The sequence below is a fragment of the Streptomyces telluris genome (assembly GCF_024519335.1).
In the GTDB taxonomy this organism is placed as follows: domain Bacteria; phylum Actinomycetota; class Actinomycetes; order Streptomycetales; family Streptomycetaceae; genus Streptomyces; species Streptomyces telluris.
Genome location: NZ_JANIID010000001.1, coordinates 385,496 through 400,958, shown reverse-complemented (window position 1 = coordinate 400,958; position 15,463 = coordinate 385,496). Strand labels below are relative to the sequence as shown.

Below are 15,463 nucleotides of genomic sequence, written 5' to 3'. Positions count from 1 at the left end.
TCACAGGGCGTCGTCGTCCCCGGCCGTGCCTTCGAGAGCCAGGCTGATCAGGCTCTCCGCGTCCATGGCGTCGATCGACGCGCCGCTCCCGTCCTCCTGGTCCGCGCCGGGCTCCGGCCGGACCCCGGCCAGCTCCAGCAGGCCGTCGAGCAGGCCCGCGTCGCGCAGTGCGGCCAGGGGAAGTTGCGCGAGGGCGCGGCGGACGGCCGCTTCCTCACCCCCCTCGGTGCCGGCGGCGGACCGCTCGGCCGGGGCCAGTTCGGCGGCCAGGTGGTCCGCCAGCACCTGCGGGCTCGGGTAGTCGAAGATCAGCGTGGCCGGGAGCCGCAGGCCGGTCGTCTCGTTGAGGCCGTTGCGGAACTCGACCGCGGTCAGCGAGTCGAAGCCCAGCTCGCCGAACGCGCGGTCCGGCTCGATCGCGGTGATCCCCAGCACTGCGGCGGCCTGTTCGCCGACCACGTCCAGGAGCAGCGGGGTGCGCTCCTCCTCGGGCAGCCCGGCCAGCCGGTTGCGGAGCGCGGCGGACGCCGTCGACGCGGCCCGGATGACGCTCCGGGACGGCCGGACGAGGCCGCGCAGCAGGGGCGGGATGCGGCCGGAGCGGGCCATGGCGGCCGTGTCGAGCCGGGCGGGCATCAGCACGGTCTCCTCGTGGCCGGACGCCGCGTCGAACAGGGCCAGGGCCTCGTCCTCGCCGAGGCCGGCCACGCCCGCCTGGGCGAGGCGCCGGGTGTCGGCGTCGCCGAGGCGGTCGGCCATGCCCCCGCCGCCGGACCAGGCGCCCCAGGCCAGGGAGGTGGCCGGCAGGCCGGCCGCCCTGCGGTGCGCGGCCAGGGCGTCGAGGAAGGAGTTGGCCGCGGCGTAGCTCGCCTGTCCGGGGCTGCCGAGCAGGCCGGCGGCCGAGGAGAAGAGGACGAACGCCGACAGCGGCCGGTCCTTGGTGAGTTCGTGGAGGTGCCGGGCGGCGTCCGCCTTGGGGCGGAGCACGGTGTCGAGGCGCTCCGGCGTCAGGGAGTCGATCACGCCGTCGTCGAGGACGCCGGCGGCGTGGACGACGCCGGTCACCGGGTGCTCGGCCAGGAGCCGCTCCAGGGCGTCCCGGTCGGCTGCGTCGCAGGCTGCGACGGTGACCTCGGCGCCCAGGGCGGTGAGTTCGGCGCGGAGCTCGGCCGCCCCGGGGGCGTCCGGGCCGCGCCTGCTGGTCAGCAGCAGCTTCGGCACACGGTGTGCGGTGACCAGGTGGCGTGCCACGAGGCGGCCGAGGGCGCCGGTCCCGCCGGTGACGAGCACGGTCCCGTGCCAGTCGGCGGAGCGCGCGGCGGAACGCGCGGCCCGGGTGAGCCGCGGTGCGCTGAGGACGCCCGAGCGCAGGGCGAGCTGGGGTTCGCCGGTCGCGACGGCCGCGGGCAACAGCCGGTACGCGTCGGGTCCGGCGTGCGCGTCGAGGTCGATCAGGACGATGCGGCCGGGGTGTTCGGACTGCGCGGACCGCAGCAGGCCCCAGGCGGCGGCTGCGGCCAGGTCGGTGACGTCCTCGCCGTCGGTGCTGACGGCCCCGCCGGTCACGACGGCCAGGGTCGAGGCCTCGAACCGCGGGTCGGCGAGCCAGGCCCGGAGCCGGCCGAGCAGGCCGGCCGTGCCGGAGCGGACGGCCTGCGGGCCGTCGCCGCCGGTGTACGGCAGGACGAGCACGCCGGCCGGGGCGGGCAGGTGTGCCGCGGCCTCGTCGAGGTCCGCGACCGCGTGGACGGCCGCGACCTCCCCTTCGAGGGCCCCGGCGATCCCCCGCCCGTCGTCGAGCACGGCCCAGCGGCCGGTGCCGGAGGCCGCGTCGTCGCCGGGCGCCTTGACCCACTCCACGGCGAACAGCGTGTCGCTCCTGCCTGCGGCGGCGGAGGCGAGGCGGTCGGCGGAGACCTCGCGCAGCGTCAGCGACCGCACGGAGAGCACCGGTACGCCCAGCCCGTCCGTGGCCTCGATCCGTACGGAACCGGGACCGTTGCCGGTGATCCGCACGCGCAGTGCGGTCGCTCCCACGGCGTGCAGCTCGACGCCGGTCCAGGCGAACGGCAGCGTCATGCGCTCGGCGGCGCCCTCCCGCAGCCCGATCGCGTGCAGCGCGGCGTCGAACAGTGCCGGGTGCAGGGCGAACGCGTCGGACTCCACGGGAAGTCCGATCTCGGCGAAGATCTCGTCGCCGCGCCGCCAGGCGGCGCGCAGGCCCTGGAACCGCGGCCCGTAGGAGGCGCCGAGTCCGGCCAGCCGCTCGTACACGCCGTCCAGGTCGAGCGGTTCGGCGGCGGGCGGCCAGGCCTCCGGCGCGGCCGCGGCGGGGGTGGCCCCGGCCTTGAGGAGGCCGGTGGCGTGCGTGGTCCACGGGTCGCCCGCGGCGGCCGCGGACCAGACCCGGAAGGCCCGGTCTCCGGAGGCGTCCGGTTCGCTCACGGTGCACTGCAGGCGCACGGTGCCGTTGCCGGGCAGGACGAGGGGCTCGGCGATCGTCAGCTCCTCGACGGTGCCGCATCCGGCGCGCGCCCCGGCGGCCAGTGCCATCTCCACGAACGCCGTGCCGGGGAGCAGCACCGTGCCGCCGACGGCGTGGTCGGCGAGCCACGGGTGGCTCTGCAGGGAGAGGCTGCCGGTGAACAGCAGCCCGTCGGCGCCGGCCAGTTCCACGGCGGTGCCGAGCAGCGGGTGGTCGGCGGCCGCGCGGAGGCCGGGGGCGTCGCTCGCCATCCAGTAGCGGCGGCGCTGGAAGGCGTACGTGGGCAGGTCGACGCCGCGCCCGTCCGGCAGCAGCCGCGCCCAGTCCACCGTGCCGCCGTGGGCGTGGAGCGCGCCGAGCGCGGCGGCGACCGCTGCGGGCTCGTCCCGGTCCTTGCGCAGCAGGGGGATCAGGGCGGCGTCGCCGGTCAGGCACTCGGCGGCCAGCGCGGTCAGCACCCCGCCGGGACCGATCTCGGCGAAGCGCCGCGCGCCCGCGTCCTCAAGGGCGCGCACGGCGTCGGCGAAGCGCACCGCCGAGCGGGCGTGGCGCACCCAGTATGCGGGCGAGCACAGCTCGTCCTGCGTGGCCCGGGCGCCGGTGAGGGCGGAGACGAAGGGGATGCGGGGCGGGTGGAAGGCGATGCCCTCGGCGATCTCGCGGAAGGCGTCGAGCATCGGTTCCATGAGGGGCGAGTGGAAGGCGTGGCTCACGGCGAGTTCCCGGGTCCGCTCGAAGCGGGCCGCGATCGCGCGGACCTCCTCCGCCGGGCCCGAGAGCACGACGGAGTCCGGGCCGTTGACGGCCGCGATGCTGACGTCGCCGGTCAGCAGGGGCGCGACCGCGTCCTCGGCGGCCTTGACGGCGGCCATGGTGCCGCCGGCGGGCAAGGCCTGCATGAGCCTGCCGCGGGCGGCGACCAGGGTCGCCGCGTCGGCCAGGGACCAGACGCCCGCGACGTGGGCGGCGGCGAACTCGCCGACGGAGTGGCCGGCCAGCAGGTCCGGCCGGACGCCCCAGGACTCCAGCAGCCGGAAGAGGGCGACCTCGACGGCGAACAGGGCGGGCTGGGTGTACTCGGTCCGCTCCAGCAGCTCCGCGGAGGACAGGACGTCGCGCAGGGGCCGGTCCAGCAGCGGGTCGAGGTGGCCGCAGGCCTCGTCGAGGGCGCGGTCGAAGGCCGGGAAGGCCGCGGCGAGTTCCAGGCCCATGCCGGCGAGCTGCGAGCCCTGGCCGGAGAAGAGGAAGGCGAGTTTGCCGTCCGTCGCCGTGCCGGTGACCACGGCCGGCGAGGAGGTTCCGGCGGCCAGTGCGCGCAGGCCGCGCAGGAGTTCCCCGCGGTCGCCGCCGGTGACGGCCGCGCGGTGGGTGAGCGCGGTCCGCGCGCCGGCGAGGGCTCCGGCGACGTGGTGCGGGTCGAGGTCGTCCCGGTCCGCCAGGTGGGACAGCAGCCGTCCGGCCTGGGCGCGCAGGGCGTCCTGGTCGTGGCCGGACAGCAGCCACGGTACGGCCGGGAGCGGCGCGGTCCGCGGCTCCGGCGCGGGTTCGGCGTCCGCCGGGGCGGCTTCGAGGACCACGTGCGCGTTGGTGCCGCTGATGCCGAAGGAGGAGACGCCGGCGCGGCGCGGGCGTCCGTACTCCGGCCACTCCCGGGCCTCGGTGAGGAGCCGGACGGTGCCGCCCGACCAGTCGACGTGCCGGGAGGGTTCGTCGACGTGCAGGGTCCGGGGCAGGACCTCGTTGCGGAGGGCCTGGACCATCTTGATCACGCCGGCGACGCCGGCCGCGGCCTGGGTGTGCCCGAGGTTGGACTTGACCGAGCCCAGCCACAGCGGGCGGTCGCCGGTGTGCTCCTTGCCGTAGGTGGCGATCAGGGCCTGGGCCTCGATGGGGTCGCCGAGCGTGGTGCCGGTGCCGTGCGCCTCGACGACGTCGACGTCGGCGCCCGAGACGCCCGCGGCGGCCAGGGCCCGGCGGATGACGCGCTGCTGGGCGGGGCCGTTGGGGGCGGTGATGCCGTTGGAGGCGCCGTCCTGGTTGACCGCGGTGCCGCGGACGACCGCGAGGACCCGGTGCCCGTTGCGGCGGGCGTCGGAGAGCCGTTCGAGGAGGAGGACGCCCGCGCCCTCGCTGAAGCCCGTGCCGTTGGCGGCGTCGGCGAAGGGCCGGCAGCGGCCGTCGCGCGACAGGCCGCGCTGACGGCTGAACTCGACGAAGGTCCCGGGGGTCGCCATCACCGTGACGCCGCCGGCGAGGGCGAGCGTGCACTCGCCCCGGCGCAGGGACTGCACCGCGAGGTGCAGGGCGACGAGCGACGAGGAGCAGGCGGTGTCCACCGACAGCGTCGGCCCCTCCAGGCCGAGCGTGTAGGCGACGCGGCCCGAGACGACGCTGCCGGAGCCGAAGCTGCCGAAGTAGTCGTGGTACATGACGCCGGCGAACACGCCGGTCTGGCTCCCGCGCAGCCCGGCCGGGTCGATGGCGGCCCGTTCGAGGGCCTCCCAGGACGTCTCCAGGAGCAGCCGCTGCTGGGGGTCGGTGACGAGCGCCTCTTCGGGGTCCATGCCGAAGAAGGCGGCGTCGAAGTCGCCCGCGTCGTGCAAGAACCCGCCGTGCCGGGCGTAGCTGGTGCCCTCGCGGTCGAGGGTCGGGTCGTAGAGCGCCTCCAGGTCCCAGCCGCGGTCGGCGGGGAACTCTCCGACGGCGTCAGTCTCCCCGGCGATCAGCCGCCACAGGTCCTCGGGCGAGTTCACCCCGCCGGGGTAGCGGCAGCTCATTCCGATGATCGCGACGGGTTCGTCGTCGGCCGCCGCGGCGGCGGTCTCGGCGGGTGCCGCGCCGAGCCCGCCGACGAGCTCGGCGAGCAGGTGACGGGCGAGGCCGGCGGGGCTGGGGTGGTCGAAGACCACGGTCGCGGGCAGCCGCAGACCGGTGGCCGCGCTCAGCCCGTTGCGCAGTTCGACGGCGGCCAGCGAGTCGAAGCCCAGCTCCCGGAAGGCCTTGTCGCGCTCGACGGCGTCGCCCGACCGGTGGCCGAGCACGGCGGCGACGTGCGTGCGCACGAGGTCGACCAGGACGGGCTCGCGCTCGGCGTCCGGCAGGGCGGCGAGGCGGGCGCGCAGGGAGCCGGTGCCCGTGGCCGGGCCGCCGGACGCCGCCTGCCGACGGCCGCGTACCAGGCCGCGGAAGAGCGGCGCGAGGCCGTCGCCCTGGGCGCGCAGCGCGGCGAGGTCCAGCTTGACGGGGAGCACGGCCGGGTCCTGCGCCCGCAGCGCCGCGTCGAAGAGGGCGAGGCCCTCGTCGTTCTCCAGGGCGGCCACGCCGCCCCGGGAGATGCGGGAGCGGTCGGTGTCGTCGAGGGTGCCGGTCATGCCGCCGGACTGCGCCCACAGGCCCCAGGCCATGGACTGCGCGGGCAGGCCCAGGGCGCGGCGGCGGGCGGCCAGCGCGTCGAGGAAGGCGTTGGCGGCGGCGTAGTTGGCCTGGCCGGGTGAGCCGAGGGTGGCGGCGGCCGAGGAGAACAGCACGAACGCCTGCAGGTCCAGTCCGGCGGTGAGCTCGTGCAGGTGCCAGGCGGCGTCCACCTTGGGGCGGAGCACCGTGTCGAGGTGTTCCGGCGTGAGCGAGGAGAGCACGCCGTCGGCGAGCACGCCCGCCGCGTGGATCACGGCGGTCAGCGGCCGTTCCGCCGGGATCCCGGCAAGTACTCCGGCGAGGCTGTCGCGGTCGGCGACGTCGCAGACGGCCGTGGTGACCTCCGCGCCGAGGCCGGTGAGCCCGGCGACGAGGGCGGCGTCCGCGCCGCGGCGGCTGAGCAGCAGCAGGTGCCGCGCGCCCCGCTCGGTCACCAGGTGGCGGGCGATCAGGCCGCCCAGGGCGCCGGTCGCGCCGGTCACCAGGACGGTGCCGCCGCCCAGGTCCGCCGCGGGGGCGTCGTCGGCCGCCGCTTCGGCGCGGGCGAGCCGGGGGACGTGGACGGTGCCGTCGCGAAGGGCCACGTGCGGCTCCCCCGCGGCGAGCGCGGCGGCCAGCGCGTCGTCGTCCGGTGTGTCCGTGCCGCCGTTCTCGACGAGCACGATGCGGCCGGGGTTCTCCGTCTGGGCCGAGCGCGTCAGGCCGGCGGCCGCGGCCCCGGCGAGGTCGGGGCCGGTGACGACGACCAGGGGCGCGTCCCCGGCGAGGCCCTCGCGCAGCCGGTCCAGGAGGCCGGCGACGCCCTCCCGCACCTCCTCGGCGCTCGTCCCGGCCGCGGCGTGCAGGACCTCGTGGTCCCCGGCGGGTTCGGCGGCCGTGGCCGGTGCGGGGATCCAGTCGACGCGGTAGAGCGACCCGGCGCGGGCCGACTTGGCGGCCGCGGCGAGCTGTTCGGCGGGGATCGGGCGCAGGGCGAGGGAGCCGACGGTCGCCACGGGGGCACCGGCGGCGTCGGCGAGCGTCAGGGAGACCGCCCCCTCGGCTCCTGCGGGCCGTACGCGGACGCGCAGGTCCGTCGCCCCGGTCGCGTGCAGCTGCACGTCGGACCAGGCGAACGGCAGGAGGGCGTCGTCACCGGCGACGGAGGTGAGGCCGACGGCGTGCAGGGCGGCGTCCGACAGGGCCGGGTGGAGGCCGAAGCCGTCGGCCTGCTCCCCCAGGCTCACCTCCGCGTACACGTCCTCGCCCAGGCGCCATGCGGCGCGCAGACCCTGGAAGGCGGGCCCGTAGGCCAGGCCCGCCTCGGCGAGCTGCTCGTAGACGCCGTCCAGGGAGACCTGTTCGGCTCCGGCGGGCGGCCACACGGCGAGCTCGGGCTCGGCGGGGGTGCCCGCCGGGGCCAGCAGGCCGTCGGCGTGGCGGGTCCACGGCAGCTCGTCCTCGGTGCTCTCGGCGCGGGAGTAGACGGTCACCGGCCGCACCGATCCGTCCCCGGCCTCCCCGACGACCACCTGCAGCTGGACGGCGCCGTGTTCCTGCAGGACCAGGGGTGCCTGCAGCGTGAGCTCGGTGACGCGTCCGCAGCCGACCTGGTCGCCGGCGCGCACGGCCAGTTCGAGGTAGCCGGTGCCGGGGAACAGCAGCTCCCCGCCGACCACGTGGTCGGCCAGCCAGGGGTGGGTGCCCACCGACAGCCGGCCGGTGAGGACCGCGCCGTCGGAGTCGGCGCGCGTCATCGCCGCGCTCAGCAGGGGGTGGTCCGTCGGCGCGAGGCCGGCCGAGGTGACGTCGGCGCCGCCGGAGGCGCTGTCCAGCCAGAACCGCTCGTGCTCGAACGCGTACGTCGGCAGGTCCACGCGGCGCGGCCGCCCGCCGTCGAACAGGGCCGTCCAGTCGACCGGCGCTCCGTGGGCGTGGGCCTCGGCGAGGGCGGCGGTGAACCGTTCCCGGCCGCCCTCGTCGCGGCGCAGCGAGCCGAGGGCGGTGACGCCGTCGTCGGTCTCCTGGATGCCGAGGGTGAGGACGGGGTGCGGGCTGGATTCGACGAAGAGCCCGTGGCCCTTGCCGACGGCCGCCCGAGTGGCCTGCTCGAAGAGCACGGTCTGCCGCAGGTTGGTGTACCAGTACCCGGCGTCCAGCCCGGTGGTGTCGAGGAGCCCGCCGGTGACCGTGGAGTAGAAGGGCACGTCGGACGGGCGCGGCCGCACGGCGGCCAGGTCGGCGAGCAGCCGGTCGCGGATGGTCTCGACCTGCGCGGAGTGCGAGGCGTAGTCCACCGGCAGCCGTTTGACCCGGGTCCCCTCGTCCTTGAGCTGTGCCTGCAGGAGGTCCAGGGCTCCGGTCTCGCCGGACACCACCACCGATCCGGAGCCGTTGACGGCCGCGACGGAGAGCCGCCCGTCCCACGCGGACAGCCGCCGGGCGACCTCGTCGGCGGGCAGGGCGACGGACATCATGCCGCCGCCTCCGGAGAGGTCCTCGGCGATCGCCTTGCTGCGCAGGGTGACGATGCGGGCGCCGTCCTCCAGGGACAGGGCGCCGGCGGCGCAGGCCGCGGCGATCTCGCCCTGGGAGTGGCCGATCACGGCCGCGGGGCGCACCCCGTACGCGCTCCAGGTCTTCGCGAGCGAGACCATGACCGCCCACAGCAGCGGCTGGACGACGTCCACGCGGTCCAGCGGCCCGTGCAGCTCGGCCGTGAAGTCCCAGCCGACGAAGGGTGCGCAGGCCGCGGCGCAGTCGTTCATGGCGGCGGCGAACACCGGGGACTCGTCGATGAGTCCGGTGGCCATTCCCTGCCACTGCGAGCCCTGGCCGGGGAAGACGAAGACGGGGCGGGCGCCGCCGGCGGCGATCCCCTCGGCCAGGCCGGGCGCGGTGGCGCCTTCGGCCAGGGCGGCGAGGGAGTCCCTCAGGGCGGCGCGGTCCGTGCCGGTGACCGCCGCCCGGTGGGCGAAGTGGGCACGGGTGGTGGCCAGGGAGAACCCGACGTCGGAGGGGTCGAGTTCGGGGTGGGCGTCCAGGTGGGCCAGCAGGCGCCCGGCCTGGGCGGGCAGGGCCGCGCGGGTCTTCGCGGACAGCAGCCACGGTACGGAGGAGGGGGCGGCTGCGGGCCGCTGCTCCGGGGCGGGCTCGGGCAGGGCTTCCTCGATGATGGTGTGGGCGTTGGTGCCGCTGATGCCGAACGAGGAGATACCGGCCCGGCGCGGGCGCCCGCCGGCCTGCGGCCACTCGCGCGCCTCCGTCAGCAGTTCGACGCTGCCCGCCGTCCAGTCGACCTGGTCCGACGGCTCGTCGACGTGCAGGGTCCTGGGCAGGACGCCGTGGCGCATGGCCTGCACCATCTTGATGACCCCGGCGACGCCGGCGGCGGCCTGCGTGTGGCCGATGTTGGACTTCAGCGAGCCGAGCCACAGCGGCCGGTCATCCGGGCGGTCCTGGCCGTACGTGGCGAGCAGCGCCTGGGCCTCGATGGGGTCGCCGAGGGTGGTGCCGGTGCCGTGCGCCTCCACCACGTCCACGTCCGCGGTCGCCAGGCCGGCGTTGTCCAGCGCCTGACGGATGACGCGCTGCTGCGACGGGCCGTTGGGCGCCGTCAGACCGTTGGACGCGCCGTCCTGGTTGACGGCACTGCCCCGGACCACGGCCAGCACGCGGTGGCCGTTGCGGCGCGCATCGGAGAGCCGCTCCACGACGAGGACGCCGACGCCCTCGCCCCAGACGGTGCCGCCCGCAGAGGTGGCGAAGGCGCGGCAGGTGGCGTCGGTGGCGAGCGCTCCCTGGCGGCTGAACTCCACGAAGGTGTCGGGCGTGGCCATCACGGCGACGCCGCCGACGAGGGCGAGCGAGGACTCGCCCTGGCGCAGCGACTGGACGGCCAGGTGGAGGGCGACCAGCGAGGACGAGCAGGCGGTGTCGATCGACAGCGTCGGCCCCTCAAGGCCGAGGGTGTACGCCACCCGGCCCGAGACGATGCTCCCGGACCCGAAACTCCCGAAGTAGTCGTGGTACATCACCCCCGCGAACACACCGGTCCGGCTCCCCTTCAGCGAACCCGGATCGATGCCCGCACTCTCCAGCGCCTCCCACGAACCCTCCAGCAGCAACCGCTGCTGCGGATCCATCAGCAACGCCTCGCGCGGGCTGATCCCGAAGAACCCCGCGTCGAACTCCCCCGCATCGTGCAGGAACCCGCCCCGCCGTACGTAGGTGGTGTCCGGGCGCTCGCCCGTGGGGTCGTAGATGCGGTCGGTGTCCCAGCCGCGGTTGACGGGGAAGTCGCTGATGGCGTCGGTCCCGTCGGCGACCAGCTGCCACAGCCCGTCCGGGGAGGTCACCCCGCCGGGGTAGCGGCAGGCCATGCCGACGATGGCGATGGGCTCGTCGGTGCGGGCGGCCGCGGTGGTGCGGGCTGCCTTGCGGGCGCTTGTGCGCTCGCCCGCGGCCTGCTCGGCGAGGTGGGCGGCGAGCGCCTGGGACGAGGGGTAGTCGAAGACGAGCGTCGAGGGCAGGCGCCGCCCGGTCTCGGCGGAGAGGGCGTTGCGCAGTTCGATCGCGGCGAGCGAGTCGAAGCCCAGGTCCTGGAAGGCCCGTTCGGGGTCGACGGCCTCCGGGCTGCTGTGCCCGAGGACGGCCGCGACCTGGGTGCGCACGAGCTGCAGCAGCGCGTCCAGGCGCTCGGTCTCCCCGAGTCCGCCGAGCCGCTCGGCGAGGGAGAGGCCGGCGCCCTGGGTCGCGGCGGCCTCGCGGCGCACGGTGCGGCCGGCGAGGGAGCGGAGGACGGGGGCGAGCGCGGCGCCCTGGGCGCGCAGCGCGGGCAGGCTGAGCCGTACGGGTGCGAGCGCCGCGTGCCCCGTGCGGCGGGCGAGGTCGAAGAGGGCCACGCCGTCCTGTTCGGAGAGCTCGGCCATGCCGCCGCGGGAGATCCTGGCCCGGTCGGCGGCGTCCAGGCCGCTGGTCATGCCGCCGGTGGGCGCCCACGGGCCCCAGGCGAGCGAGAGGGCGGGCAGGCCGCGGGCGTGCCGGTGGGCCGCGAGGCCGTCGAGGAAGGCGTTGGCGGCGGCGTAGTTGCCCTGTCCGGGGGCGCCGACGACGCCGGCGACGGAGGAGAAGAGCACGAAGGCCCGCAGGTCCGCTCCGGCGGTGAGCTCGTGCAGGTGGAGCGCTCCGTCGGCCTTGGGACGCAGGACGGCGTCGAGGCGCTCGGGGGTCAGCGAGGCGACCACGCCGTCGTCGAGGACGCCCGCGGCGTGGACGACGGCGGTGAGCGGGTGGGCGGCGGGTATGCCGGCCAGGGTCGCGGCGAGGGCGGCGCGGTCGGCGACGTCGCAGGCGGCGGCGGTGGCGTGGGCGCCGAGGGCGGCGAGTTCGGCGACGAGGTCCCCGGCGCCGCCGCTCCTGCTGAGCAGCAGGAGCCTGCGGGCGCCGAGGGCGGTGACCAGGTGCCGGGCGAGGACGGGGCCGAGGCCGCCGGTCGCGCCGGTCAGGAGCACGGTGCCGTCGGGGTCGAGACCGGGGGCATCGTCGGCGGCGGGCGGGGCCGCGGTCAGCCTGGCCGCGTGGGCCGCTCCGTCCCGTACGGCCACCTGGGGCTCGTCCGTGGCGAGTGCGAGCTGTACGGAGCTGCCGGTGTCGGCGGCCGCGTCGAGGTCGAGCAGGACGAAGCGGCCGGGGTTCTCCGACTGTGCGGACCGCACGAGTCCCCAGACGGCGGCGCCGGCCAGGTCCGGCACGTCCTCGCCGGTGACGGAGACGGCTCCGCGGGTGACGACGACGAGGGTGCGGGGGTCGTCGTCCTGGAGCGCTTCCAGGGCCGTGCGGGTGGCTGTGCGGACGGCGTCGGCATCGCTCCCGGGGGTGCTTTCCAGGAGGCGGTGGCCGGTGCCGGCGGCGGGGGCGGCCTGCTGGGGCAGCGGGGTCCAGCCGAGGCGGAACAGCGCGTCCGCGGCGGGGTCCTGCGCGTGCTTGAGGTTCGTCAGCGGCCGCGAGGCGAGGGTGGTCACCGTCGCGACGGGCGCGCCGGTCGCGTCGGCGAGGTCGACGGCGAAGGCGTGGGCGCCGGCCGGGGTGAGCCGCACCCGGAGCACGGACGCGCCCGCGGCGTGCAGGGAGACGCCGGCGAACATGAAGGGCAGGCGTGCGGTCTCGTCGTCGGAGCCGTCGCCGATGAGGGCGAGGGCGTGCAGGGCGGCGTCGAAGGCGGCGGGGTGCAGGCCGAAGCGGGCCGCGTCGGCGGCGGGTTGCTCGGGCAGGCGCACCTCGGCGAACACCTCGCCGTCGCGCTGCCAGGCGGCCCGCAGTCCCTGGAAGACCGGGCCGTAGCGCAGGCCGGAGGCGGCGTGCCGCTCGTAGAGGCCGGTGGTGTCCAGCTCCTCGGCGCCGGCCGGGGGCCAGGCGGTGAGGGGCTCCCCGGGGGCGACCGGGGCGGCGCCGAGCAGGCCGGTGGCGTGGCGGGTCCAGGGCTGCTCGGCGGGGGCGTTCTCGGGGCGGGAGTAGATGCTCACGGTCCGGCTGCCGGCGGGGCCGGGGGCGCCGGCGGTCACCTGCACGCGGACGCCGTCGCGCTCGGGCAGGACCAGCGGGGCTTCGAGGGTCAGCTCCTCCAGGTGGCCGCAGCCGACCTGGTCGCCCGCCCGGACGGCCAGTTCGACCATGCCGGTGCCGGGCAGCACCACGGCCTCCCCGACGACGTGGTCGGCGAGCCAGGGGTGCGTGCGGACCGAGACGCGGCCGGTGAAGACGGCGCCGCCCTCGTCCGCGAGCATGGTGGTGGCGCCGAGCAGCGGGTGCTCGGCCGGGTCCAGGCCCGCGGAGGTGACGTCGCCGGCGGAGGCGGGCACGTCGGCCCAGAAGCGTTCGCGCTGGAAGGCGGTGGTGGGCAGCTCGACGCGCCGGGCGCCCTCGAAGAGCGCCGCCCAGTCCGGGGAGTGGCCGCCGATGTGCAGCTGGGCGACCGCGGTCAGCAGGGTCTCCGGCTCCGGGCGGCCGCGCCGGGTGGCGGAGGCGAGGACGGCGTCCGCGGACTTCCCCTCGCCGAGGCAGTCGCGCGCCATGGCGGTGAGGACCGCGTCCGGGCCGAGCTCCAGGAAGCGGGTGACGCCCGCCTCTTCGAGGGCGCGGACGCCGTCGTGGAAGCGGACGGCCTCGCGGACGTGGCGGACCCAGTACTCCGGCGAGGTCAGTTCGTCCGTGGCGAGGCGGCCGGTCACGTTCGACACGACGGGCACGGCGGGCACGGCGTACGCGACGCTCTCGGCGACCGCGCGGAACTCCGCCAGCATCGGCTCCATCAGCGGGGAGTGGAAGGCGTGGGAGACCGGGAGCCGCTTGGTCTTCCCGAAGCGGGCGGCCAGCTCCATGACGGCGTCCTCGTCCCCGGAGACGACGACGGCCTCGGGACCGTTGACGGCCGCGATGCCGACGCGGCCGGACAGCAGCGGGGTCACCTCGGCCTCGCCCGCCCGCACGGCGACCATGGCGCCGCCCTCGGGCAGGGCCTGCATCAGCCGGCCGCGGGCCGCGACGAGGGCGCAGGCGTCCGGGAGGGTCAGGACGCCCGCGGCGTGGGCGGCGGCCAGCTCGCCGATCGAGTGGCCGGCCAGGAAGTCCGGCCGCAGCCCCCAGGATTCGACGAGCCGGAACAGGGCGACCTCGACCGCGAAGAGGGCGGCCTGGGTGCGGGCCGTCCGGTTCAGGGGGCCGGGGTCGGTGCCGAAGACGGTCTCGCGCAGCCCGGCGTCGAAGTGGGCGCACACCTCGTCGAAAGCACGGGCGAAGACGGGGAACGCCTCGTGGAGCTCCTTGCCCATGCCCGGGCGCTGGGCGCCCTGGCCGGTGAAGAGGAACGCCGTCAGCCCCTTGGCTGTGCGGCCCCGGAGGGCGCCGGCGGAGTCGTCGGCCAGCGCGGTCAGGCCGCCGAGCAGCTCGTCGCGGCTGCGGCCGAGGACGACGGCCCGGTGCGGGTGGGCGGTCCTGGTCGTCGCCAGGGAGAAGCCGACGTCCACGGGGTCCAGCGGGCCGGCGACGGCCGCGAGGCGGGCCGCCTGGTCGCGCAGCGCCGCGGCCGTCCGGCCGGACACGATCCAGGGCACGATGCCGGACGCCGTGGCCGGTGCCGCGGCGGGCGGCGCGGCGGACGCCGCCTCCGGCTCCTCCGGCTCCTCCTCGGCCGGTGCCTGCTCGATGATGGTGTGGGCGTTGGTGCCGCTCGCGCCGAAGGAGGAGATGCCGGCGCGGCGCGGACGCCCGCCGGCCTCGGGCCACCGCCGGGTTTCGGTGAGCAGCCGGACGTCGCCCGCCGACCAGTCGACCTGGGCCGACGGCGCGTCCACGTGCAAGGTGCGCGGGAGGACCCCGTGCCGCATCGCCATGACCATCTTGATGACGCCGGCGACGCCGGCCGCGGCCTGGGTGTGCCCGATGTTCGACTTGACCGAGCCCAGCCACAGCGGCTGTCCGCCGGGGCGGCCCTGCCCGTACGTCGCCAGGAGCGCCTGGGCCTCGATCGGGTCGCCCAGGGTGGTGCCCGTGCCGTGCGCCTCGACGGCGTCGACGTCGGACGCGGACAGCCGTGCGTTCGCCAGCGCCTGGCGGATGACGCGCTGCTGGGACGGGCCGTTGGGGGCCGTCAGGCCGTTGGACGCGCCGTCCTGGTTGACGGCGCTGCCCCGGACGACGGCCAGCACGCGGTGGCCGTTGCGGCGCGCGTCGGAGAGCCGCTCCAGGAGCAGCATGCCGGCGCCCTCGCCCCAGCCCGTGCCGTCGGCGCCGTCCGCGAAGGACTTGCAGCGGCCGTCGGGGGCCAGGCCCCGCTGCCGGCTGAAGGCGACGAAGGAGCCGGGGGTGGACATGACGGTCGCGCCGCCGGCCAGGGCCAGCGAGCACTCCTTCTGCCGCAGGGCCTGCACCGCCAGGTGCAGGGCGACCAGGGCGGAGGAGCAGGCGGTGTCGATGGTGACCGACGGCCCCTCGATGCCCAGGGTGTACGAGATGCGGCCGGAGATCACCGCGGCGAGGCTGCCGGTGCCCAGGGCCGCCTCGGTGTCCTGCGGCAGCTTCGCGAGCAGGTCGCGGTAGTCCTGGCCGTTGGTGCCGGCGAACACGCCGACCTGGGCGCCGCGCACCGAGTCCGGTGCGATGCCCGCCCGCTCCAGCGCCTCCCACGACACCTCCAGCAGCAGGCGCTGCTGGGGGTCCATGGCGACGGCCTCGCGGGGGCTGATGCCGAAGAAGCCGGGTTCGAAGTCGCCCGCGTCGTGCAGGAACCCGCCCCGGCGCACATAGCTCTTGCCGGCGGCGTCGGGGTCCGGGTCGTAGAGGGAGCCGGTGTCCCAGCCGCGGTCCTCCGGGAAGTCGGTGATGGCGTCGGTGCCGTCGTGGACGAGCTGCCAGAGCTCCTCCGGCGTGCTGACGCCGCCGGGGAAGCGGCAGCTCATCCCGACGATGGCGACCGGTTCCTCGTCCCCGCTCTCCACGTCCCGCAGCCGCTGCCGGGTCTGGTGCAGATCCGCGGTGACCCTCTTGAGGTAGTCGAGCAGCTTGTCATCGTTGGTCATCGGGTGTCGC

Annotated in this window: 1 protein-coding gene; it reads right to left on the bottom strand. The window is 76.6% G+C overall.

Features of this window, described 5'->3' with window-relative positions:
- A complete protein-coding gene (locus tag NQU55_RS01570; protein ID WP_256789471.1) occupies positions 1-15,453 on the bottom strand; it encodes a type I polyketide synthase in 15,453 nt (5,150 codons plus the stop codon).
- Positions 15,454-15,463 lie beyond the last annotated feature (10 nt).

Coding starts and splice junctions, on each gene's coding strand:
- NQU55_RS01570 (WP_256789471.1), bottom strand. CDS start 15,453: ATGACCAACGATGACAAGCTGCTCGACTACCTCAAGAGGGTCACCGCG.